The 22948-nt window shown below is 50.4% G+C and carries 19 protein-coding genes; 9 read left to right on the top strand and 10 right to left on the bottom strand.

Features of this window, described 5'->3' with window-relative positions; genetic code table 11:
- Positions 1-24: 24 nt before the first annotated feature.
- Positions 25-1512 (bottom strand): glycerol kinase GlpK, encoded by a 1488-nt coding sequence (gene glpK / locus Kalk_RS19455; protein WP_101895841.1) that lies wholly within the window; start codon positions 1510-1512, stop codon positions 25-27.
- A gap of 164 nt (positions 1513-1676) precedes the next feature.
- Here glpK and Kalk_RS19450 point away from each other — a divergent pair, with 164 nt between their 5' ends.
- Complete coding sequence (locus Kalk_RS19450) at positions 1677-2468, top strand: DeoR/GlpR family transcriptional regulator (RefSeq protein ID WP_101895840.1); 792 nt, start codon at positions 1677-1679, stop codon at positions 2466-2468.
- A 7-nt stretch (positions 2469-2475) separates the two neighbouring features.
- Here the strand turns inward: Kalk_RS19450 and Kalk_RS19445 are convergent, their stop codons facing one another.
- Both Kalk_RS19445 and Kalk_RS19440 read right to left on the bottom strand, forming a co-directional pair.
- Entirely contained in the window at positions 2476-3597 is a 1122-nt protein-coding gene (locus Kalk_RS19445; RefSeq protein ID WP_101895839.1) for an NAD(P)/FAD-dependent oxidoreductase, read from the bottom strand.
- Positions 3584-4198 (bottom strand): UbiX family flavin prenyltransferase, encoded by a 615-nt coding sequence (locus Kalk_RS19440; protein WP_101895838.1) that lies wholly within the window; start codon positions 4196-4198, stop codon positions 3584-3586. The genes Kalk_RS19445 and Kalk_RS19440 overlap by 14 nt, the downstream gene beginning before the upstream one ends.
- A gap of 100 nt (positions 4199-4298) precedes the next feature.
- Between Kalk_RS19440 and Kalk_RS19435 the strand changes: the two genes are divergently transcribed.
- From Kalk_RS19435 to Kalk_RS19425, 3 genes are read left to right on the top strand one after another with little or no spacing between them, the layout of a single operon-like run.
- Positions 4299-5822 (top strand): UbiD family decarboxylase, encoded by a 1524-nt coding sequence (locus Kalk_RS19435; RefSeq protein ID WP_101895837.1) that lies wholly within the window; start codon positions 4299-4301, stop codon positions 5820-5822.
- The gene (gene ubiU, locus Kalk_RS19430; RefSeq protein ID WP_101895836.1) at positions 5813-6811 is read left to right on the top strand and encodes a ubiquinone anaerobic biosynthesis protein UbiU; all 999 of its coding nucleotides are present in this window, start codon (positions 5813-5815) and stop codon (positions 6809-6811) included. Before Kalk_RS19435 ends, ubiU begins: the two co-directional genes overlap by 10 nt.
- A complete protein-coding gene (locus Kalk_RS19425; RefSeq protein ID WP_101895835.1) occupies positions 6736-7698 on the top strand; it encodes a U32 family peptidase in 963 nt (320 codons plus the stop codon). Before ubiU ends, Kalk_RS19425 begins: the two co-directional genes overlap by 76 nt.
- Here Kalk_RS19425 and ubiT read toward each other — a convergent pair.
- Positions 7695-8201 (bottom strand): ubiquinone anaerobic biosynthesis accessory factor UbiT, encoded by a 507-nt coding sequence (ubiT, locus tag Kalk_RS19420; RefSeq protein ID WP_158643598.1) that lies wholly within the window; start codon positions 8199-8201, stop codon positions 7695-7697. The two genes, Kalk_RS19425 and ubiT, sit on opposite strands and share 4 nt — an antisense overlap.
- Before the next feature lie 312 nt (positions 8202-8513).
- Between ubiT and Kalk_RS19415 the strand changes: the two genes are divergently transcribed.
- Together Kalk_RS19415 and pdxH are read left to right on the top strand one after the other, a co-directional pair.
- Positions 8514-9452: a radical SAM/SPASM domain-containing protein gene (locus tag Kalk_RS19415; protein WP_101895833.1), complete on the top strand. Its 939-nt coding sequence runs from the start codon at positions 8514-8516 to the stop codon at positions 9450-9452.
- An 18-nt stretch (positions 9453-9470) separates the two neighbouring features.
- Positions 9471-10106: a pyridoxamine 5'-phosphate oxidase gene (gene pdxH, locus Kalk_RS19410; RefSeq protein WP_101895832.1), complete on the top strand. Its 636-nt coding sequence runs from the start codon at positions 9471-9473 to the stop codon at positions 10104-10106.
- A gap of 10 nt (positions 10107-10116) precedes the next feature.
- Here pdxH and Kalk_RS19405 read toward each other — a convergent pair whose 3' ends face one another.
- From Kalk_RS19405 to arfB, 6 genes are all read right to left on the bottom strand, one after another.
- Positions 10117-10659 (bottom strand): DUF2058 domain-containing protein, encoded by a 543-nt coding sequence (locus Kalk_RS19405; protein ID WP_101895831.1) that lies wholly within the window; start codon positions 10657-10659, stop codon positions 10117-10119.
- 32 nt (positions 10660-10691) lie between these two features.
- Complete coding sequence (locus Kalk_RS19400; protein ID WP_101895830.1) at positions 10692-12278, bottom strand: ABC-F family ATPase; 1587 nt, start codon at positions 12276-12278, stop codon at positions 10692-10694.
- A gap of 155 nt (positions 12279-12433) precedes the next feature.
- Positions 12434-14431 carry a hypothetical protein gene (locus tag Kalk_RS19395; RefSeq protein WP_101895829.1) on the bottom strand — a complete coding sequence of 666 codons (1998 nt, stop codon included), beginning with the start codon at positions 14429-14431 and terminating at the stop codon, positions 12434-12436.
- Positions 14432-14485: 54 nt separating this feature from the next.
- The gene (locus tag Kalk_RS19390; protein ID WP_101895828.1) at positions 14486-15712 is read right to left on the bottom strand and encodes an ATP-grasp domain-containing protein; all 1227 of its coding nucleotides are present in this window, start codon (positions 15710-15712) and stop codon (positions 14486-14488) included.
- 213 nt (positions 15713-15925) lie between these two features.
- Positions 15926-16330, bottom strand: coding sequence for an ectoine synthase (locus Kalk_RS19385; protein ID WP_101895827.1), 405 nt, complete (start codon positions 16328-16330; stop codon positions 15926-15928).
- A 163-nt stretch (positions 16331-16493) separates the two neighbouring features.
- Positions 16494-16907, bottom strand: a complete 414-nt coding sequence (gene arfB / locus Kalk_RS19380) for an alternative ribosome rescue aminoacyl-tRNA hydrolase ArfB (RefSeq protein ID WP_101895826.1) — start codon at positions 16905-16907, stop codon at positions 16494-16496.
- 263 nt (positions 16908-17170) lie between these two features.
- Here arfB and Kalk_RS19375 point away from each other — a divergent pair, with 263 nt between their 5' ends.
- The 3 genes from Kalk_RS19375 (at position 17171) to glpD (ending at position 22903) form a co-directional block, all read left to right on the top strand.
- A complete protein-coding gene (locus Kalk_RS19375; protein WP_101895825.1) occupies positions 17171-18709 on the top strand; it encodes an arylsulfatase in 1539 nt (512 codons plus the stop codon).
- A gap of 137 nt (positions 18710-18846) precedes the next feature.
- Positions 18847-21093 carry a multiheme c-type cytochrome gene (locus tag Kalk_RS19370; protein ID WP_101895824.1) on the top strand — a complete coding sequence of 749 codons (2247 nt, stop codon included), beginning with the start codon at positions 18847-18849 and terminating at the stop codon, positions 21091-21093.
- Positions 21094-21304: 211 nt separating this feature from the next.
- Positions 21305-22903: a glycerol-3-phosphate dehydrogenase gene (gene glpD / locus Kalk_RS19365; RefSeq protein ID WP_101895823.1), complete on the top strand. Its 1599-nt coding sequence runs from the start codon at positions 21305-21307 to the stop codon at positions 22901-22903.
- Positions 22904-22948 lie beyond the last annotated feature (45 nt).

The raw sequence follows: 22948 nt of genomic DNA, 5'->3' as shown, positions 1-22948 counted from the left end.
ATCGTTATCCGTTTCAGTCATTGTTTAATCGATAGTACGCACCCGCTCAACCGCTTTCAACCAGCCCTTATAAAGATCGTTTCTGAGATCATCCGACATTTCTGGTGAAAAATGTCGTTCGCAATGCCAAAGCAAAGAGATGTCGTCCAGTGACTGATAGACACCCACCTGTAAGCCCGCCAAATAGGCCACACCCAGAGCCGTGGTCTCGATGATGGCAGGGCGGTCAACGTTGACGTTCAGCACATCACTTAAAAATTGCACTACCCAGTTGTTGGCAACCATGCCACCGTCTACCCGCAACGTGGTAGGCTTACCGGCGCCATCGGCTTCCATAGCGTGAATCAAGTCTTTAGTCTGATAAGCAACTGACTGCAGGCCAGCGGTAACAATATCTTTAATGCCAGTATCGCGGGTCAGCCCGAATAGTGCTCCTCGAGCCTCCGGGTCCCAATATGGTGCCCCCAGCCCGGTGAAGGCTGGCACCATGTAGACACCGTGCTCCACCCCCACCTCTTGCGCCATGGCTTCGGTTTCGCGGGCGTGAGAGATCAAAGCAATGCCATCTCGCAACCACTGGATAGCAGCACCGGCGATGAAGATGCTGCCCTCCAAACCGTAGGTCACCTCACCGTTGAGGCGGTAGGCCACCGTCGTCAGCAAGCGATTGGTGGAGGCCAAGGCCTCGGAGCCGGTGTTGAGGATCATGAAACAGCCGGTGCCATAGGTGCTTTTGATCATGCCAGGCTTGAAGCAGGCCTGGCCAATCAAAGCAGCCTGCTGATCACCAGCGATGCCAGCCACCGGGATCTGGGCACCTAACCATTGAGCATCCGCACTCCCAAAGTCCGCAGCAGAATCCTCCACCTCAGGCAAAATCGCCTTAGGAACCCTGAACAACCTTAGCAGTTCATCATCCCAGCCCTGGCTATGAATATTGAACAACAGGGTGCGGGAAGCGTTGGTAGCGTCCGTCTTATGGCTGGCGCCATTGGTAAGTCGCCACAACAGAAAGCTGTCCACGGTACCAAAAGCCAACTCCCCCTGCTCCGCCCGCTGCCTGGCACCTTCTACATTATCCAGAATCCAAGCTACCTTCGTAGCCGAAAAATAAGGGTCAATTAACAACCCGGTGGCGCTTTGCACCGCCTGCTCATGGCCCTGTTGCTTGAGAGCCAGGCAGGTGGCCGAAGTGCGTCGATCCTGCCAAACGATGGCTTTATGAATAGGCTTACCCGTATCGCGCTCCCAAATAATAGTGGTTTCGCGCTGGTTGGTAATACCGATTCCAGCAATAGATGACGCCGGTAACTGGGCATTTTTCAGAGCCTGCCGACACACCGCCAGCGTACTTTCCCAAATTTCCTCAGCGTCATGCTCCACCCAACCGTCTGCCGGAAAAAACTGGGTAAATTCCTGCTGCGCCGACGTTACAATAGCCCCGCGCTGATCGAATATAATGGCGCGGGAACTGGTGGTTCCCTGGTCAATGGACAGCAAATATTGGCTCATGCTTGTGAATTCCTTGTATGTATACGGGTATTTCTTGGGTGACGGCGCCATAGAGCGGCGGCAAAGGGATGATAAACGATTTTCGAACCGAAACGGAATCAGTCACCATTTGGTGTATCATTACATGAGAAACGAATAATTTTAATAAGAAGCGAGAAAGTAACGTGGCAAATCTATCTCAAACTGCCCGACACGAACAAATAGTAGAGCTGGTCACAGCCAAAGGTTTTGTCTCGGTAGAGGATCTGGCCGGTCATTTTGATGTAACACCTCAGACCATGCGTCGGGACATCAACACCCTGGCCACGGAGAACCGGGTCAGACGCTTTCATGGCGGCGCAAGCGCTGCCCCCAGCACCCAGAATACTGAATACGCGCAGCGTAAGTTACAACAGTCGCCGGAAAAGAATCGCATTGCCAAACTGGTAGCACAGCATATTCCGGATCATGCCTCACTGTTTATAAACATCGGCACCACCAATGAGGCCATCGCAAAAGAACTGCTCAGTCACACCGGCCTCAAAATCATCACCAATAACCTGCATGTTGCTGCCATTGTCAGTGGTAAAGAAGACTTTGAAGTCATTATTGCAGGCGGTAAGGTCCGCAGCCGCGATGGTGGCATTATTGGTGAAGCCACTATGGATTTCGTATCCCAGTTCCGAACCGATTTTGGCATCATCGGTATTTCAGGCATTGATGACGATGGCTCTCTGCTGGATTTCGACTATCAGGAAGTGCGTGTAGCCCAGGCTCTCATCAAGAACTCACGCCAGGTATTGCTGGCCTGCGATCACACCAAATTCGGCCGTCAGGCCATGATCAAGCTGGGGGAACTCAGCGACATTAACATCCTCGTAACCGATCGGGCACCGGAAGATCATTTCGTCACCCTACTCAATGATAGTGACGTTACTACCCTTATTGCAGACGAAGATCTGGAAGAGGCAACCTAGAGCCCTGTTACGCCATCCATACATAAGGCTGCGGGTCAACACCGGGGGGCTCGCAGTGGATCAATTGCGCAACAAGACGGGCCGAACCCGGTGCCATATTGATCCCGTTGCGGTAATGTCCCGCATTAACCCAAAGGGATGGATAACCTGCTAACCGACCAATATATGGCACTCCGTTGGCAGACCCAGGCCGCACACCAGCCCATTGGTGTCGCACCTTGTTTACTGCCAGAGCAGGTATCAGATCAACGGCGGCAGCTTTCAATACAGTTTCCGCCGCTTCGGTCACTTCCACGTCATCTATCCCCGATTCGATGGTACTACCCACCAGAATCCCCCCATCCTGACGAGGTATAAGATATTTGTTGTTCTTAATCACGATACAGCTAAGTTGAACGCCATCACCGTCCAACAGCAACATTTGCCCCTTGACCGGAATGATCGGCAGTTCTGCATTCAATAAGGATAGTATTCGATTGGTCCACGCCCCTGCACACACCACCACCTGATCCACCGACAGCGAGGCCGCGTCAGTCTCCAGTATCATGCTACCTGACGGCAGCTCCCGTATTTGCCTGAGTTGCGATGGTACCTTCATCTGAAAATAAGGAAACTGCTGCAAACGCATGGCTAATGCCATCATCAACCGCAACGCTCGTAACTGACTCACCGCAGGTAGAAAGTGCGCCTGCCCGAACTCCGTATCCAGCATTGGGATACGCTGACTGACCTGCTCTCGCCCCAGGCATTCAACGCGGCATTGATCCTCATCGGCCCAGGATGATATCCGTTCCTGATCCGGCGCATCCAGCCACAACATCCCCTTTTGCATCAACTCGATGTCGGTACCGGTACAGGTCAACAGCTCATCGCATAACTCAGGGTATAGCCAGCTGGACCAAGACCATAACGCCTGAACACTTGGCTGCGCCTGCCAGGGGCAAAGAGGCGACAAAATGCCACCACTGGCCCAGGATGCCTGGCCCTCACCAAATCCCCGCCCTAATAGCGTAACCTGACAATCTCGTTTCAGCAGCTCCAAGGCAGTGAGCAACCCGATAACTCCATCTCCAATTACCGCTATATGATTACGATCCGCATGTGGCTTCGAAAAGCTATCGACCATCATTTTCCCCCCACCGTTTCACCAGGGATATATCCACTTTCATTTGATCCAGGATTCTTTGTACAACCGTGTCTACAAGATCATCTATACATTCAGGGTTACTGTAAAATGATGGCGATGCGGGCAACATGCAAACACCCAACTCAGAAAGCATCAACATATGACGCAGATGAATCGTTGATAACGGCGCTTCGCGGGGAACCAGAATCAAATTACCTCGTTCTTTTATAACAACGTCGGCCGCTCGCTCATGTAACGAATTACTGGCACCGGTGGCAATAGCACTTAGCGTTCCCATACTGCATGGACAAACCACCATCGTGTCAGGTGCAGCCGATCCCGATGCAATACAACTAAACCAATCATCATTATCCACAAACGTGACACTATCAAACGATTGATGACAGAGGGAGGCAAGAAACCCCCGCGCTTGTTCATTATGCAGAGGGAATTCCGGATGATACTCCGTTCTGAGTACCACCCTTGAGGCATCGGACATAACACAGAATACCGATAAAGAATGTTGTGCCAGAACCTGCAATAAACGCATTCCATATTGCACACCACTGGCACCGGTAACAGCAAGCGTGAATGATTTTTTCATGGCCGCATACTCACACAGCGCCCAACGCAAAAACTTGCTACAGATCAATATTGCCGAACTTTGACTGACCTATATTGTTTGCGCCTTACGGGGGAGCGACATGCATTACTCTGACCTCAGACATTTTCTCCAACACTTGCAAAACGCCGATGAGTTACACAAAGTTAACCACCCGGTCAGCCCACACTTGGAGATGACAGAAATTTCGTCCCGAGTTCTACACAACAAGGGACCGGCATTACTGTTCACCAACCTTCCGGGCTATCAACATTCTGCACTGACCAATCTATTCGGCACCCAGGACAGGATCGCCAAAGCAATGGGTGTAACGTGCAGTGAAGACATACGTGTAATAGGAAAGCTGTTAGCCCAACTGAAACAACCCACACCACCAGAACGTCTGCAGGATATTTTCAAATCACTGCCATTGCTAAAAAGCGCACTACACATGCAATGCAAATACACCAATCATCCAATCTGCCAGCAGAACCGCATCGAACGGGCCTGCGTCGACTTGGGCGAACTGCCGATTCAAAACTGTTGGCCAGGTGATGCCGCGCCACTGATCACATGGCCATTGGTCATCACCAAAGGCCCTAGCAAACCCAGGCTCAATATCGGCATCTATCGTATGCAGGTGATTGACAGAAATCGGCTCATCGTGCGTTGGCTATCTCACCGTGGTGGAGCACTTGATTATCAGGACTGGGTAACGGCTCATCCAACAGAGCCCTTCCCCATCAGCGTGGCCATTGGTGCAGATCCAGCCACGATACTGGCGGCGGTAACACCGGTTCCCGACACATTGTCAGAGTTCGCCTTTGCCGGACTGTTGCGAGGTCAGAAATCCCAGATCACACAATGTATTGGCAACCCGTTATCGGTACCTGCCACTGCAGAATATATATTAGAAGGACATATACATCCGAACGACACCGCGCAGGAAGGCCCTTTCGGCGACCACACCGGCTACTATAATGAACAGGCCCCATTTCCGGTGATGACAGTGGATCGGATCACCCACCGCGACGATCCAATCTACCTCAGCACCTACACCGGACGCCCGCCGGATGAACCTTCTGTTCTGGCGATGTCACTGAACGAACTGTTTATTCCTATCCTGCAAACCTACTTCCCCGAAATCATCGATTTCTATCTGCCTCCGGCAGGATGTTCCTACCGTATGGCTATTATCAGTATTCGCAAGCAATATCCTGGGCATGCAAAACGCATCATGCTGGGGATCTGGTCGGTATTACGCCAGTTCATGTACACGAAATATCTTGTTGTAGTGGATGAAGATATAAATATTCGCAACTGGGATGACGTAATCTGGGCCATCACCACCCGCACCGATCCAGAAAGGGATTCAACCCTAATCAATAACACGCCTATCGACTATCTGGACTTCGCATCGCCGACAGCAGGGTTGGGTTCAAAAATGGGTCTGGATGCCACCAATAAATGGGTGGAAGAAACCAGGCGGGAGTGGGGCTCCCCAATCTCTCAGGATCCAGCCATCGTACAGAGAATCGATGAAATCTGGAGCCAGCTTGCCATACCCATTAAAAAAGGTACACACAACGACATTTCACCAAACCTAAGAGTCCCCTCATGGAACTAGTATGCCCGGCTGGTAATTTCGCATCATTGAAAGCGGCTGTTGATAGCGGAGCGGATGCGGTATACATCGGCATCAACGATAAAACCAACGCCCGCTACTTTCCCGGTCTTAACTTCAACCACAACAACCTGCACCGCGCGGTCGATTACGCCCACAACAAAGGCACTCGCGTCTTTCTGGCCATCAATACCTTTCCACAGCAAGAAAACTGGCAACACTGGCGTAACGCGGTGGATTGCGGAATTGATACCGCTGTGGATGCGCTCATCATCGCCGATGTAGGAGTAATGGATTATGCGGCCAGTCGTAACACCAAAACCAACCTTCATTTATCGGTACAGGCCTCCTCTACCAGCCATGAATCGCTCTTGTTCTACTACAATACTTTTGGCATAAAACGGGCTGTGCTACCGCGAGTACTTTCACTTAAGCAGATCGAAAGGCTTGCCAACAAAACGCCCATTGAGCTCGAAGTCTTTGGGTTTGGTTCCTTGTGCATCATGGTAGAAGGACGCTGTTATCTTTCCTCCTACCTGGCTGGTGACTCACCCAACAATTGTGGCGTATGCTCACCTGCCCATGCTGTAGATTGGAAGGAAACCAGTGGCACACTGACCACACGGCTTAACAACATAGTGATTGATCGCTTTCTACCGGGTGAGGCCGCAGGCTACCCTACCCTGTGCAAAGGCCGATTCCGAGCTGAAGAAAACACATATCACGTTATGGAAGAACCCACCAGCCTCAACGCCATGGAGCTGATTCCAAAACTCAGCAGTTATGGAATAAAGGCCATAAAAATTGAGGGGCGTCAGCGTTCACCAGCCTACGTTGCCAAGGTCACCACCATATGGCGAAAGGCCATTGACGACTTCAAGCAATCAAACAACTCAACATGGACGCCTCATGAACAATGGAACCATGCGTTGGCAGCACTGGCAGAAGGCACACAAACCACCTACGGGGCATATCATCGGTCATGGCAATAACACCCAAAATCTCACTGGGATCCATCCAATATTATTGGAGCAAGCAGACTATTCTGGATTTTTATGCAGAAGCAGCTTCATCAAACGCCAACACAATCTATCTAGGAGAAACCGTGTGTTCCAAACGGCGTTCAATGAGCACCCAAGATTGGATCGACCTGGCCATACAACTGGAAAAACTGGGCAAACACTGTGTACTATCCAGCCTGACCTTAATTGAATCGGAGTCGGAGGTCAGTGCATTGCGCTCCATGATAAAACGCTCTGAACTATGGATTGAAGCAAATGATTACGCAGCCGTTCAGATTGCCCGGGAATTAAAGCGCCCTTTTGTAGCCGGTAGTAACCTGAATATATACAACACGCACACTCTGAGTGTTCTGGCTAAGCAAGGCATGGTGCGCTGGCACGCCCCGCTGGAAATGAGTGCGTCCAGCCTATCAGAAACGCTTGTCGCCATGCAGGAAGATGCATCACTCCAACGTTTGGAAACAGAAATTCAGATTTATGGCCGACTCGCCCTTTCCCACGCGGCTCGCTGCTTTACCGCTCGAGCAGCCAATTTACCCAAAGACCAGTGCGAAACCCGCTGCATCGCACACCATGATGGGTTCACTATGCAAACCCAGGATAAGCAATCCCTGTTTCAAGTAAACGGCATTCAAATTCAATCCTATAAACGATGTAATCTGATTCCCTACCTGAACACCATTACCAATATGGGCATAGATATGGTTCGCTTCTACGCAGAAGACAACAACACACTGAACATCATCAACCAGTTGCACGCAAGCACCGACAGCCCTCGTATTTCATTGCAAGATGAGTCGCTCTGCAATGGATATTGGCACGGAAAGCCTGGAATGGAATTCAATATTGATGCCTAACCTTCTTCGACCATCACAAGAAACCGCCCCAGCCTCTCAGTGATTACCTGAACCCAACGGGGCTTTTCCGACGCGAACAATGTATTTTTTACCCAAAGACTCATTTCGGTGTCTCCCTCTACACGGATTTTTCTTTGAAAAAAGAAAGTGTCAGGATCATTTTCAGCGTTTGCCATCTCAACAAAGTGCCGCAAGTCTCCCGTTATCGTAACATCAGGGCGCACGGCACTTTGTACCAGGATAGGCCCGATTAACCCGAGGGTGATATTCCACCTAACACCGAGATCCACAACGTGCAGCTGCAGCCATCGCCCCCTTAGAAATTCCAATTCACCGTTTCTAATAGGTTCCTGTAATGTCCCTCGCATCACTGCCTCAATAGAGGTACGCACCAACCCGAAAGGAATATATCGAGCCTGGCGCTTCATCAACGGATGTATTCTTCGCATCACTGCAATCGGGTGTGGCAATATACTGACAGGTACCCGTGTGGACTTTGACATATAACTCCCCCCTCTCAAAATCGAGGTCATTATAAGCCGATGTCACGTGCAGGCACTGATCACCATCAATTCACACACACCTTCGTTCCGCTTTAGTGGCCAGAGCGGCAGATTCATTCCCCCGTGTTTTTCACTTACCCCCGATCTTCTGATCTGGATCAACAAAATTCACCCTAATTTCTCTGATTGCTGATCTGGCGTATTTTCTGCATTTCTCACAACTATCGAAGCCAATGCCAAACCATTGACTAAGATCAATCAACTTTTCAAGGTCACGGCCGCTATCCATTATGTAGCCCAGGAGACATACCCATGATCACAGACAAGATAGACAACATTACCGGCATCAAACCCAACCAGAAGACCCCCACTCCACCCTGCCCAAAAGCGGTAAAAATTGAACTCACCGCGCGCTGTAATTTCAATTGTGCATTCTGCGCTACCGGATATAAATTACGCGACAAACAGGATATGGATTGGGACTTTTACGTGTCACTGCTCAAGGACTTGAAGCAGGCAGGCGTAGAAGAAGTAGGCATGTTCTATCTGGGCGAATCCTTTATGCTACCCTGGTTACCGGAAGCCATCGCCGAAGCCAAACATCAGGGCTTCGAATACGTGTTCCTGACAACCAACGGCTCGCTCTGCACGCCCGAAAAGGTAGAAGCTTGCATGAAAGCGGGACTCGACTCGCTGAAGTTCTCCCTTAATTACTCCGATGAAGAGCAGTTTACCGAGATCGCCCGAGTCAAGAAGTCTTTATTCTATAAAATGCTCGACAATATTCGCGCAGCACATGAAATTCGCGAGCGCGGAGGATACAATTGCGGTTTGTACGCGTCTTATATCCGATACAATGGAGACCAGGCAGATAAAATGCAGGCAGTATTGGACGAGCTGGAGCCCTATCTCGACCAGTCCTATGCGTTGCCACTGTATTCACAGGCAGATCTGACAGGATCTGACAATATTGAAAGGGGTTGGGAGGTTCGCGCAGGCAACCCGGGCCGGGCTGACAACATGCGTGAACCACTCCCCTGTTGGGCTGTGTTTACTGAAGCACGAGTGACATTTGACGGCATGCTAAGCGCCTGCTGTTTCGATCACTCAAAAGATTTTAATATGGCGGATCTGAAAACCACTCCCTTTATGGATGCGTGGCACTCGGATTCTTTCCAGGCGCTGCGCTCAGCGCACCTGAAACGGGATGTATCTGATACTCCCTGTAAGAATTGCGCAGCCTATAACTGACCCTACGGAATGCAGTAAGTGGACATAAGTGAAATGCGCCGGGAGTTCGAAAGCTCCGGGCTGAATGAGGAAGATCTGAACCAAGACCCAATCATTCAATTTGAGAACTGGTTCCAGGATGCCCGTAACGCTGGCATTCTGGAGCCAAATGCAATGTCACTGGCCACCGTTGATAACACAGGCCAACCCACATTACGCACCGTGTTATTAAAATACTTTGATGAGCATGGCTTTGTGTTTTTCACCAATTACGAAAGCCGCAAAGCACAGAATATTGAAGCTCACCCCCAGGCGGCTGCCCTGTTTCCATGGATCGGCCTAAACCGTCAGGTGTCCGTTCAGGGCAAGGTGCGACGCATCAGCAAAGCGGAGTCTTTCAAATACTTTTCCTCTCGACCAAGGGAAAGCCAAATCGGTGCCTGGGTATCCGATCAATCCAAGGCCATCAATTCAAGAGGCCTACTGGAACAGAAACTGGCTGAAATGAAGCGAAAATTCGGCGACGGCAAAATTCCATTGCCGTCTTTCTGGGGAGGTTACCAGATAGTTCCGGAAAGAATCGAATTTTGGCAAGGGCGGCCCCATAGACTGCACGACCGCTTTGAATATCTAAAAGAAGAGTCGGGCTGGACAACGCAGCGCCTCCAGCCTTGATCAAACAGAATTACCACATCAGATCGTCAGGAATCACATAATCGGCATAAGGATCATCTTCCTGAGTGTCGGTTGTCTGTGTTCGTGAATTGAGCACAACAACGGTTGTGTCATCACGCTGTCGGATCTTTTCCGCAATAGCGGTTGCAACCAACTCGTAGTCACCATTCAAAGCCACTATGGCGATCTGACCCAATTCCAGCTGCTTCTGCTGGGCCGCCGTCACGTAGATCTTTTTAATGTTTTTGCCATCCACAAACTGATAGCCGATATCGCTGCCCGCTCGATCAAGACGATGCGTCTCTATCAGTTGCTTGATTTGCGCGGCAATCGCCTTGCGCTCTGCCAGCAACTGATTCTGACGGTTGATTTCACGATCTTTCTCGGCCTTTTCCAACTGTGCCTGACGTGCCGCCTCTTTTGCTTCATCAACTATCTCAGCCTGACCTTTACGTGCCAGCTTGTTTTGTTTGCTTTTTTCCTTCTGTACCTTTTTGGCTTTTTTTGCATCGACCATTCCGGCCTTAAGCAATTGATCCTGAAGTGATGCCATAAACAGCCCTCCGCTAACTCGTTGCTGCAGCGCTACTGCTGGTTGGCAAGGTACTCATCGTATGTACCTTGAAAATACACCAGCCGCTGCCCCTTAATTTCAATTATCTGATTCGCCAGAGACGATACAAATTCACGATCATGGCTGACAAAGATCAGTGTGCCTTCATAGTGCTCCAACGCCAGGTTCAGTGCTTCGATGGCTTCCATATCCAAATGGTTAGTGGGCTCATCCATCACCAGCACATTATTATCCATCATCATCAGTTTGCCGAACAACAAGCGATTTTTCTCGCCACCGGAGCATACTTTAACTTTTTTGTTGAAGTCATCAGCCGAGAACAGCAAACGCCCCAGAGTGGCCCGCACGATTTGATCATCATGCCTGGGCTTGCGCCATTGTGCCATCCAGTCGAACAGTGTCATATCCACATCAAAATCTGCGGTACTGTCCTGCGGGCAATAACCAAGGGTAGCGTTTTCTGCCCACTTAACTGTACCTTGGGTTGGCTCCAGCTCGGCCATCAAACAACGCAGCAAGGTCGTTTTACCGGCACCGTTCTCACCGATTACCGCCAAGCGGGTGCCCGCCTCCAAGATCAGCTCACCCTTGCTGAACAAGGGCTGGCTTTCGTAACCAAACTCCAACCCTTCCAGAATCAGTGCTTGTCGATGAAGTTTTTTATCCTGGTTGAAGCGAATGTAAGGCGCTACCCGGCTGGAGGCTTTTATCTCATCCAGTTTTATTTTCTCGATTTGCTTGGCACGTGAAGTAGCCTGTTTTGCCTTGGATGCGTTAGCAGAAAACCGGCTGACAAACTGTTGCAGGTCAGCAATTTGCGCCGACTTCTTAGCATTCTGTGATTGCAATCGCTCACGCGCCTGAGTGGCTGCAAGCATAAAATCGTCATAGTTACCTGGATATACTCTCAGTTCACCATAATCAATATCCGCCATATGAGTGCAGACCGAATTCAGGAAATGACGGTCATGAGATATGATCACCATGGTGCTTTTACGCTCGTTGAGCACGGTTTCAAGCCAGCGGATGGTATCGATGTCCAGGTTATTGGTCGGCTCGTCCAATAACAGAATATCAGGGTCTGCAAACAGCGCCTGCGCCAACAGTACCCGCAATTTCCAGCCGGGGGCCACTTCGCTCATAGGGCCAAAATGAAACGCTTCCGCAATGCCCGCGCCCAACAGAATTTCCCCGGCCCGACTTTCAGCGCTGTAGCCATCCATCTCGGCAAACTGAACTTCCAGTTCCGCCACCTTCATGCCTTCATCCTCAGACATATCTGGCAATGCATAGAGTCGATCCCGCTCCTGCTTCACGGCCCACAACTCGGCATGCCCCATAATTACGGTATCCACCACGCTGAATTGCTCGAAAGCAAATTGATCCTGATGCAGCTTGCCCACCCGTTCATTCGGGCTGATGGAGACATTGCCTGCTGTAGGTGTAAGGCTACCATCCAGAATCTTCATGAAAGTAGATTTGCCGCAGCCATTGGCACCGATCAAACCATATCGATTGCCATCCCCGAACTTCACCGAGATATTTTCGAAAAGGGGTTTGGCACCAAACTGCATGGTAATATTTGCGGTAGAGATCAACGAACTAATCCTGATAGGTAAAGTTATCTTAAGTGTCTGTTTTATATATACTTAAACACACACCCACTCAATTCAAAGGGGCGGCATAGTAGCATTTTCAAGAGGAATTTGCTCAACATTTCCCAGTGGAGCTGATAGCCCCTTGAGAAAGCAGGCTAGGCTGCAGGCATGCGACCCACACCCCAACTGCGCTCGATGTAGCCTATCACCTCGTCCAGTTCTTGGCGGGTAATTGACGCCGGTTCGCCGTGCTCCAGCGGGTCATAGTGATATATGTAGAGGCGAGAAAGAAACTGTGCAAATGGCAAAGAGGCCTCGCCGAAGCGTTCACCATGACCAGCGGTGCTAACGGTCACACCGTCGCCCCAGTTTTGACCACTGTCATTATTGGGGTTGTAGAAGTAAACCCGCATCTGTTCTTTCTGATCCAGATTCACCCGTAGAATCGTGATTGCATGCCAGCCGATGAATCTAGCAGCACTGTCGGTCACCGCTATGCCAGCTGGCTGTGGATGAATCAACGGTTGATTGCCGTTATGGTAGGGATGATAGACGGCATAGAAGTGACGCAGAAAGTCATCAAGATCCACCAGATTGCCGGTAGGTACGTCGACATTAAGACAAAACCCTCGCCCCGACCACCAACCATGAAATTCAGGGTTGACCCAGCGATGGGGATCACCTTCACGCCCAATGCAACGCCGCCCCATCTCAGCATAAATTCGGTCCAGATGCGGCACGACCAGCAAGGAGACAGGGTCCAGATCGATCGGTAGCGTAACCGCAACCCCGCCCAAACTCTCTCTGGAGGAGATCGGCTCCCCCTCAAAATGTATGATGATTTCATCGTCACGAGCCGCCCAAGTGACCATTTGCAGCAGGTAGTCAGGGTCGTTGTACGCCCACATAGAAAGCGCGCGCGCTGACTGGCATGTCGGATTATTACCCTGGCCGACCCCAAGAGGCTGCCCCAATATGCACAGCACACCTTCAAGCAGCACTGCCTCAGGGTCAACGGAGGAACCAAATGCCGCGACCAATCGTTCACGCGACCACGATGACAGCGGTAATCGTAATTGACGCCACAGAGCCGGAGCGACTGGAGGCTGATAGAGGATACCGCGCTCCAGCATCAGTGCCAGACCATAAATAGCCTGCGGGGTGTCCGCGTGAATGCCTTTATCGATCAAGGCGAGAACCAGTTCCTGATAGCACAGCATGCAATCCCGACCTGTTGACGAAAGCCCCATCGCCTCAGGTAGCAGGTGCTCGCCCTGACGGAGAAGGTGGCGCACCAATATCGCGTGATACGCAGATGCCAGCCCCGTATCATGCATTGCCCGTGCAAAGCCCGCAGCCTCACTTTGCAATGCCGCACTGTCCATGAAGTCGAGCCGTTCCTGATAGATCGTAATACCCGGATCTTCGCGGCAGGCCTGGGTGGGGCCAAACAGACTGCTGACCAGCCTATCCGCGCCCTGGCCGCTGGTGCCAAGATCAATTTCAGGGTTAGCCTGGCAGAGTGCAATTTGGGTGACCATGTGTTTGACAGGGTTCACCTGAATCGGACGTTGCTGGAGTATGCGCCAGATCTCGTTGATAAGCAGATCAATGACATGCTCATAGCCAACGGATACTGCAAGGTATTTGAGCAGATTACGCGGCAATTCCGCCAGCTTGCCCTGGGTTTCCCTTTCGGCTTCGCTGGCAGTTGAAAACAGGTAGGACAGATTGCTCGCCAGCACCTGCGTCAGAAAATGATGCGCCTGATCGCTTGATATCGTCGCATGCTGATATTGCCCGCGCGCAACGGCTAGCAACCTGAGTTCGCTTAGTGCTTCGATCACCAGGGTGTTGGCATCACTGCTAGCCAGGGTGTGCGGTGTGAGTGCGGGTATCAGAGATTCGGGATGAGCCCAGTCAGAACCAAGAAACACTCCAGACGATTCCAGAACCACAGCTCGATGCTCAAGCGCAGCACAACCCTGCGGATGCAGCAGCACTCGACGCGCGGTATCAAATACACGTCCGAGCTTGCCAGGCTTAGCAAACTCGGGCGCCTGCTCCAGCAAGGCTATGGCCTCATCGAAAAAAGACAACAGCAACGCGAGTTTGCTGTCATCTAAACTACTTTGGGTATCACTATCGGCCATGCACGTTTCCTACACTTTATGATTGCTGGTCATCCCGGAGATGGCCGGTCAGCACTAGACGTAAAAGTCTAACTCCTCCTGCCGTTGAAGCAATTTATGCATCTCGGTCGCATCATCACCAACGAAGTAGATCAGCCCCCAGTGAGTACCAAAAGCTGTGCGTTTGGTCACCGTCTCCTCCAGTGGCGTGGTAAGTTCATGGGACTCGAAATACGGATGTTCCTCCGTTTCTGCCGGGATCTCCAGCTTGCTAACGACTCGACGGCGAGGGTACACGCCAAAACAGCCAGCGTATCCGGTGGCATCCACGATTTCTGTCGGAAAATAAGCGGCGATCTCTTCTGCTGTGGACTTTGGATCAAATACCAGCATAGTCGCATGGTAGGCGTTGAAACCCTTGTAGACACGAGCCAGAAGTTCGAACACCTTGAAGCCTGGCGGCCGATAGGCAACCTCGCCGAAGTACATTTCACCATCGTTGGTCACGAAGTATTCCGGGTGAATCATACCAAATTGAATGTCGAAAGTTTTGATCAACTTTTTGATTTGTTCAACAATCTTCGGGCGGTATTCCTCTAACGCCGGAGATGCAGGCACATACACAGAGTAACCCAGACGCACATACTCCGATATATTCAGGAAGGCAATCTTTCCATCGTGTATCCAGGCCTCGACTGCGAATTCCCAGCCATCAAGGTGGGATTCCATCAATGAAGGAAACTCTTCATCAGGAATGGCATCCACCTCATCAGGTGTGCGAATCACCCTGTGGCCCAGACAACCTGCCTTATCGAATGCTTTAAGGTGAATTGGATCATTCGGGTCACCGTCGAGCTTAAGCAAAGTTTGATTTACGCGCTTGAGAAACCGAATCACATCATCGCGATCATGTGCTTCTTCAAAAATACCCACGCGAATGCCGCCAAGCTGCGCACGACGCTTCATCAGCGATTTGTCCCGCATCAACATGGACTGCCCGAACAAGCGCGGATTATCCAGCAGCACCGAATTTATCGCACCTGCCCACTCAACAGTTTCCTCGAACATGGGAATAGCGACATCAACCCCCATATCCTTCAGTGTTTGGGCTATCTCCAATGAACGATCGTTGAGCCGTTCAAAGTTCCATGGCACAAACGGGATATCATGGGCTGTACAGTATTCTTCTGCCCACTCTGGGGCAACAATCACATAACGGCGATCGAACGAGGCTGCCGCTTCCACTGCATTGATAGCCCAGCCCAGAATTGCGATATACCCTTTACTCGGATCTTTGCTCATCTGTCATTCCCTTTGGGGGCATGCAGGACACATCCCCGCATTGCCATTCATTTAGCAATGCGTCGACTATTACCTGAAAGGGTAGAGGCCGGCTCACGACTACTTGTTATTAAATGCGAACCCCGAGCATTGTGCTAATGTTCCCAATACTTAAAAGGTTCGCTCATAGCATGGCTGATTCAAAAGACACAGAATCAAAGAGCGTGCGTATATTCAGTCTTCGATTTTTTCCGCATCCAGATCATAGGCACCTTCTGAATTGTGTACCTCTTTTCCGCTGAGCGGTGGATTAAAAACACATGCCATGCTCATTTCTTCAAAGGCACGCAATATGTGTTCATCATGTTGATCTAGTATGTAAATCGTTCCTGGCTCGATAGGATATTTTTTACCATCCGCCAGGGTCTCAACCTCGCCTCTTCCAGACATACAATACACCGATTCAAGGTGATTCTGATAATGCATGTGGAAGTCAGCTCCCTTGTAGATGGTGGTGATGTGAAAGGAAAAGCCCATCTGATCATCTTTTAGCAGAAGCCGTGTACTTTCCCAGTTTCCATCAGGGGATACGATTCTGCGGCTGGATTGCTTGGCTTTTGACAATTGTCTTACGATCATAAACCCTGCCTGTTCCGTTAGTTGTATAGCTCGACCAGCACGGCCTGTCGTTAAGTGGAAGGCATGTCTCGAAGATATCCTTCCTCCATCTGCTGTGTCAAGCTAATGCCAATAGGCCCAAACGCCAACTTGGCGTGCATCGAATCCACTACAGAAAACCGGGCTACTCGATCACCCTACCCCGTAACAATTTGGTTTTGCCACGCTGGACCTTGCTGTCCACACGCTTTCGTTGAGAGCTTTTCGTTGCTTTGGTAGGTTTACGCGGTGCCTGAACGATGGTGACACTCTTAACCAGATCCCGCAGCCGCTCCAACGCATCCAGTCGGTTCTTTTCCTGGGTGCGGAATTGTTGGGCTTTGATAATAACAACACCGTCTTTGCTGATGCGCCGATCATTCAGCTGCAACAATCGGTGTTTGAACACTTCGGGCAGCGATGAACTGGCAACATCAAAGCGCAAGTGGATTGCAGACGAAACCTTATTCACATTTTGGCCACCAGCCCCTTGGGAGCGGATAGCGGTAAGCTCGATTTCGTCGTCTGGTATGTTCAGACTGGGCGATATAGATAACACAGGAAGACCTTAATATTTCAAAGCCGCCTATTATTGCTGAAATACTCCCGTAATACACTCCCAATGGCACCAGAAGGCTGATTGATATTGAACAAAACACAACCAGGCGCACATTGCCTAGCGCTCTATCCGAAAGCCCTGCTCTATACTAAATCTATACTGCAATAACATTTCATCGACAACGATATTAGTGTCACAACTCCCGCCTTGACGCTGTATACTAAAGCCTCATCTGACAAATTTAGGGATAAAAGGGATCAGTTATGAGCCGTACGATTAAATACCTGTTGGCAGGGTTATTTTTTACTAATTTAGCCAGTACCACTTTCGCAGCAGATAAACCAAATTTTCTAGTAATTTGGGGAGACGACATTGGGTACTGGAATATCAGTGCCTACTCGCGGGGAATGATGGGCTACCATACCCCCAATATTGATAGCATCGCAGCTGAGGGCATGCTGTTCACAGATCATTACGGTGAACAAAGCTGCACTGCGGGTCGCTCTTCATTTATTACTGGCCAAAGCGTGTTTAGAACCGGGCTGTCAAAAGTCGGCCTGCCAGGCGCTGAACTGGGGCTGCGAGAGGAAGACCCCACCATAGCCGGTATTTTGAAGGCATACGGCTATGCCACTGGGCAATTCGGTAAAAACCACTTGGGTGACAAAGACAAACACCTACCCACCAACCACGGCTTTGATGAATTTTTTGGTAACCTTTATCACCTGAACGCAGAAGAAGAACCCGAGAATGAGGATTACCCGAAAGACCCTGAGTTTCGCAAAAAATTCGGTCCCAGGGGCGTCATCCATTCCTTTGCAAACGGCAAGATAGAGGATACCGGACCGCTTACCAAGAAGCGAATGGAAACCATTGATGATGAGACAGTAGCTGCCGCACAAGAGTTCATGGAGCGTGCCGTTAAAGATCAGAAACCATTTTTCCTGTGGTGGAACGCTACCCGGATGCATTTCCGCACCCACGTCAAAGAAGAGCTGAGGGGCATCTCCGGCCAGGACGAATACTCAGATGGCATGGTAGAGCACGATCGCCATGTTGGCCTGCTACTGAAAAAAGTTGATGATCTGGGCATCAAGGACAACACCGTAGTGTTCTACTCCACAGACAATGGCCCCCATAAAAACACATGGCCAGACGCAGGCACCAGCCCGTTCCGTAATGAGAAAAATTCCAACTGGGAAGGCGGATGGAGAGTGCCAGCAGCGGTACGCTGGCCAGGCTTGGTTGATGCTGGAACCGTATCCAATGAGATCGTGCACCATATGGACTGGTTCCCTACCTTTGTAGAAGCTGCAGGTGGCAAAGACATAAAAGCACGCCTGATGAAAGGTGGTGTTAAATCCATTAGCCGCAGCTACAAAGTCCATCTGGATGGATACAGTCTACTACCGTACTTTAGTGGCAAATCCGAGAAAGCCGAACGTAAAGAAATTTTCTACTTCTCGGATGATGGCGACCTGACGGCCTTACGTTACAACGACTGGAAAGCCATATTCATGGAGCAGAAAGCAACTGGAACGTTACGTGTATGGCAAGAACCCTTTGTACCACTACGGGTTCCGTTTATCTTTAATCTGCGCCGCGATCCGTTCGAGCAAGCACAGATCACCTCTAACACCTACTACGACTGGCTACTTGATCGGGCTTATTTGCTGGTACCGGCCCAAACATACGTTGGAAATTTCCTATCCACCTTTAAGGAATTTCCACCGCGCCAAAAAGCTGCAAGCTTTAGCTTAGATCAGCTTATGGAAAACCTGAACACTACCATCCACAACTGATTTCTATCGAGTAACACCGTCAGAAAGGGGCACCAGACCTTTCTGACGGCTCAATACCCCACCCAAGCGTTGCTTCTCATACTGCATTCATAGTAACGTTGCCAGCGATAAATCATGGGTAAAGAAGCCAACCTCCGATGCTAAGAACCATTACCAAACAATGCCTATTCCTGATTCTTTGCCTTTTGTCCTTCCAGGGGTTGGCCCTTCAAGAATCCACCGAAACATCTTACATCGGCAGCCAGCAGTGCAGTTCTTGTCATCAGCAGCAATACAATAAATGGCAACAGTCTCATCACTTCAAAGCCATGGAGCCCCCTAATAAAACCTCGGTGTTGGGGAACTTCAGCAATACAACGTATCTGCACAAGGGCGTTAAATCGACATTTTCCAGTCGCGGAGACACTTTTTTCATTTCAGTCACAGAAAATAACGGGCCGACACAAGAATATCCGATTGCTTATACCTTTGGATTCTACCCGCTGCAGCAATACTTACTGGATATCGGTAACGGCAAACTTCAGGCATATAATGTCGCGTGGGACAGTCGCCCAACATCTGCAGGCGGTCAGCGCTGGTTCCAGTTATTAGAGGATCAAGCCAATGCTGCCAATAGCGAATTCAACTGGGATCGACATCTGTATAATTGGAACAGCCGCTGTGCAGAATGTCATTCTACGAATGTTGACAAGAATTATGATCCCGACTCTTTAAGCTACAAAACAAGCTTTGAAGAAATAAATGTCGGTTGCGAAGCCTGCCATGGCCCCGGCTCTCTACACCAACAGCTGGTGCAGACGAACCAATACAAAAAGTCCGAAAATACCGGGTTTAGCACCCAGCTCACCGCGGTTATTCCATTTCAGTTCACGAACGATTCCCCCATCGCACAACCTATAAACGGCAAAAAAGCGAAGGATGAACAATCCAAACAAGTAAACGCGTGTGGTGGCTGCCATTCACGCAGACAGGTTATTGGCTCTATTGATCCCGCCAAACCCTACCATGATCAGTTCCGCCTCTCCCTGATACATGACCCTTTGTATTTTGCTGATGGCCAGATACAGGATGAAGTATTTGTTCTGGGCTCTTTTATGCAATCAAAGATGTACCAACAAGGTGTGACCTGTACTCACTGCCATGATGCCCATAGTGGCGAAACGCTCCTGCCAGACAACGCACTCTGCTCTCAGTGCCATGCAGCCAATACCTATGCCACACCTCAACACCATAAGCATTCAGCCGATTCACCGGGCAGCCAGTGCGTGAACTGTCATATGCCAGAGACCGTTTATATGGGTGTTGACCCTCGCCGAGATCACAGCTTTAGCGTTCCGGGCGCCGCTCATGACGCAGACACACCCAATGCTTGCCAGCAGTGCCATGATTCAAGCATACAGGGATGGAGCAAATACACCGATGTATTTAGCAGCCTGAATGATCGCGCCAGAAAAGCCGATACACTTGCCCTCAGGGATATGAACAATTACATCAACTCCCCACAGTACCCTGACATTCGAAAAGCGACATTACTGGATCTGGCCGCTGAAATGCCTGCGCGCCTGACCGTAGAAACCATCACGCAACAGTTACAATCCACAAATGCACTTTTGCGACGCAGTGCCGTCGATGCCAGCCGCTTCCTCCCTCTGGATATGCGCTGGTCACTGTTAAACCCACATATGGATGACCCAGCAGCGGACGTGCGATTTTCCGTTGCAGAGCAATTGGCTCCTACCTTGCAGCATTTAAACAGCAGCGACGCTGCGCGCCTGCAGAAATTACTCAACGAACACCATGCCCAAATGATCGCATCGGAAGACATGGCATCGGGGCAAGCAGCCATTGCAAACTTTGCACTCGCTTTGGGCAAGCCCGAAGACGCCATTGCCAGCTTAGAACGTGCGCTGAACATTGAGCCAAACTATCTTCCGGCTCATCTTAATTTGGCTGACATTTACCGCAGCCAGCATCAACCGCTACTGGAAAAACAGTATCTGGATAAGGCCATTGTCCTAGACGCCGACAATGCCGCAGTTCAGCATGCTTATGGATTGTTCCTTATCAGACAAAAGCAGACTCAAAACGCGCTGGCATATCTGCGCAAAGCAACCGAAGTTGAACCGACCCAAGTACGTTTTTTTTACGTTTATGCAGTGGCGCTGGACTCAGTCATGCAAACCCAGCAAGCCATTGAAACCCTTCAACAAGCCAATCAGCGCTGGCCCAATCACTACAATATTTTGTTGGCCCTGGTGGAGTACCTGGAAAAATCTCAACGCGAAGCAGAAAGCTGGCCCTATCTCTCGACCCTTTCGGCAATTGCTCCCAATGACCCAGCAATCAAAGACCGCGTAGAGCGGCTTCGTGCTAAAACCCCCTGAACATAAGCATCCCTTACCCCAAGCGAACAAGTCTTACACTAATTTAATTAGGGTGCCGCACATGCTGCGCCCTTTCGTATTGCGCTCCTTATTCTGACAGGTTCGTAAAAGTTCGTTTTATTTGTATTGCGAATATTTGCGAAAACAAATACACTTCAGAGTATTAGCTATATTTCATTTACCTCCAGACCGGACATCAGGTGCAGCCAATATGCAATCCGCCGATATACATCAAGGCAACTCAGCAGACTCAGGCTGCTACGATCTGTTCATCGTAGGCGGAGGCATTAACGGTACGGGCATTGCGGATGCAGCCAGTACCCGAGGCTTAAAAGTGGCGCTCTGTGAGCAGAACGATCTAGCCAGCGCCACATCCTCTGCCAGCAGCAAGCTTATTCATGGTGGTCTACGCTATCTGGAGCACTATGAGTTCAGACTCGTAAGGGAAGCGCTGGCAGAAAGAGAAATTCTTTTGCACAAGGCACCACACCTGATCAAACCTTTGCGCTTTGTGCTGCCACATCGACCTCACTTGCGCCCGGCCTGGATGATCCGAATCGGCTTATTCATGTACGATCACCTGACTCGCCGCAACAAAATACCCGGTTCAACAGGGCTCACGTTCGCAAATGAGGATACCAACAACCCACTGCTGAACAGCATCAACAAAGGCTTCCAGTATTATGACTGCCGCGTGGATGATGCACGACTGGTGATCACCAACGCGATTGCTGCGCGAGACAAAGGTGCGCACATACAGGTTCATACCCGCTGCGTGGGCGCCAAACGCGTGGACGGTTTATGGCACATCCGCCTTGAAGATAAACGCAGCGGGAAGCAATCCACTTGTACTGCGAAGGCCCTCGTGAATGCATCCGGCCCTTGGGCTCAGCGCTTTATTGAACAAAGCCTGCATACGCGCTCACCACGCAAAGTTAATCTGATCAAAGGCAGCCATTTTGTCACCCGCAAACTCTACGAAGGTGACCAGGCCTACATTCTTCAAAACGAAGACCAGCGCATTGTATTTGTGATTCCCTATCAGGATGATTTCACACTGATAGGCACTACCGACAAAGTCTATAGCGGTGATCCCTCGAACGTAGAAATGGATGCTGATGAAGAGCGTTACTTGCTCGATATCGTCAACGCCCATTTTAAACAGCCGCTTACTGGCAACGACATTCTCTGGAAGTACTCTGGCGTGCGGCCACTGTGTGATGACGAGTCCGACTCCCCTTCAGCCATGACCCGTGACTACACACTGGATATCGAGGCGGATGAGAACAAACAGGCGCCATTACTGAGCATATTCGGTGGCAAGATCACCACCTACCGCCGCCTGTCATTGGCTGCCATGAAATCCCTGAAAGCTTATCTTCCTGAAATAAATAATGTGGAGGATGAAAACACCACTCTACCCGGTGGGGACATTGGCGAAACCGATTACGATGTATGGGTCGCATTAGTACAACAACAGTACGAATGGCTGGATGGCCAATGCTGCAAGCGCCTGTGCGACACTTACGGCACCCGAATGCATTCGCTTTTGAGCGGCTGCCGACATATTGATGACTTGGGCCATCATTTTGGTGCAGGCCTGTTCCAACAGGAAGTGGACTACCTGATGCAACAGGAATGGGCCAACACCGCCGAAGACATCATCTGGCGTCGCAGTAAATTAGGGTTGCGACTTGATCCGCAACAGATTGCCGCTCTGAGTGCCTATGTAGCGGAAGGCTCCATTGCGCCGGCGAATACGCCTGAGGCAAAAAGCGCCCCCCACGAGAAGCTTAAACACGCAGTCTAGGGTTAGGGCTTACTTTTTTTTATTGCTTCCATGGGCGACAATGGT

The sequence above is a fragment of the Ketobacter alkanivorans genome (assembly GCF_002863865.1).
Lineage (GTDB): Bacteria > Pseudomonadota > Gammaproteobacteria > Pseudomonadales > Ketobacteraceae > Ketobacter > Ketobacter alkanivorans.
This window is presented reverse-complemented; position numbering and strand designations above follow the sequence as displayed.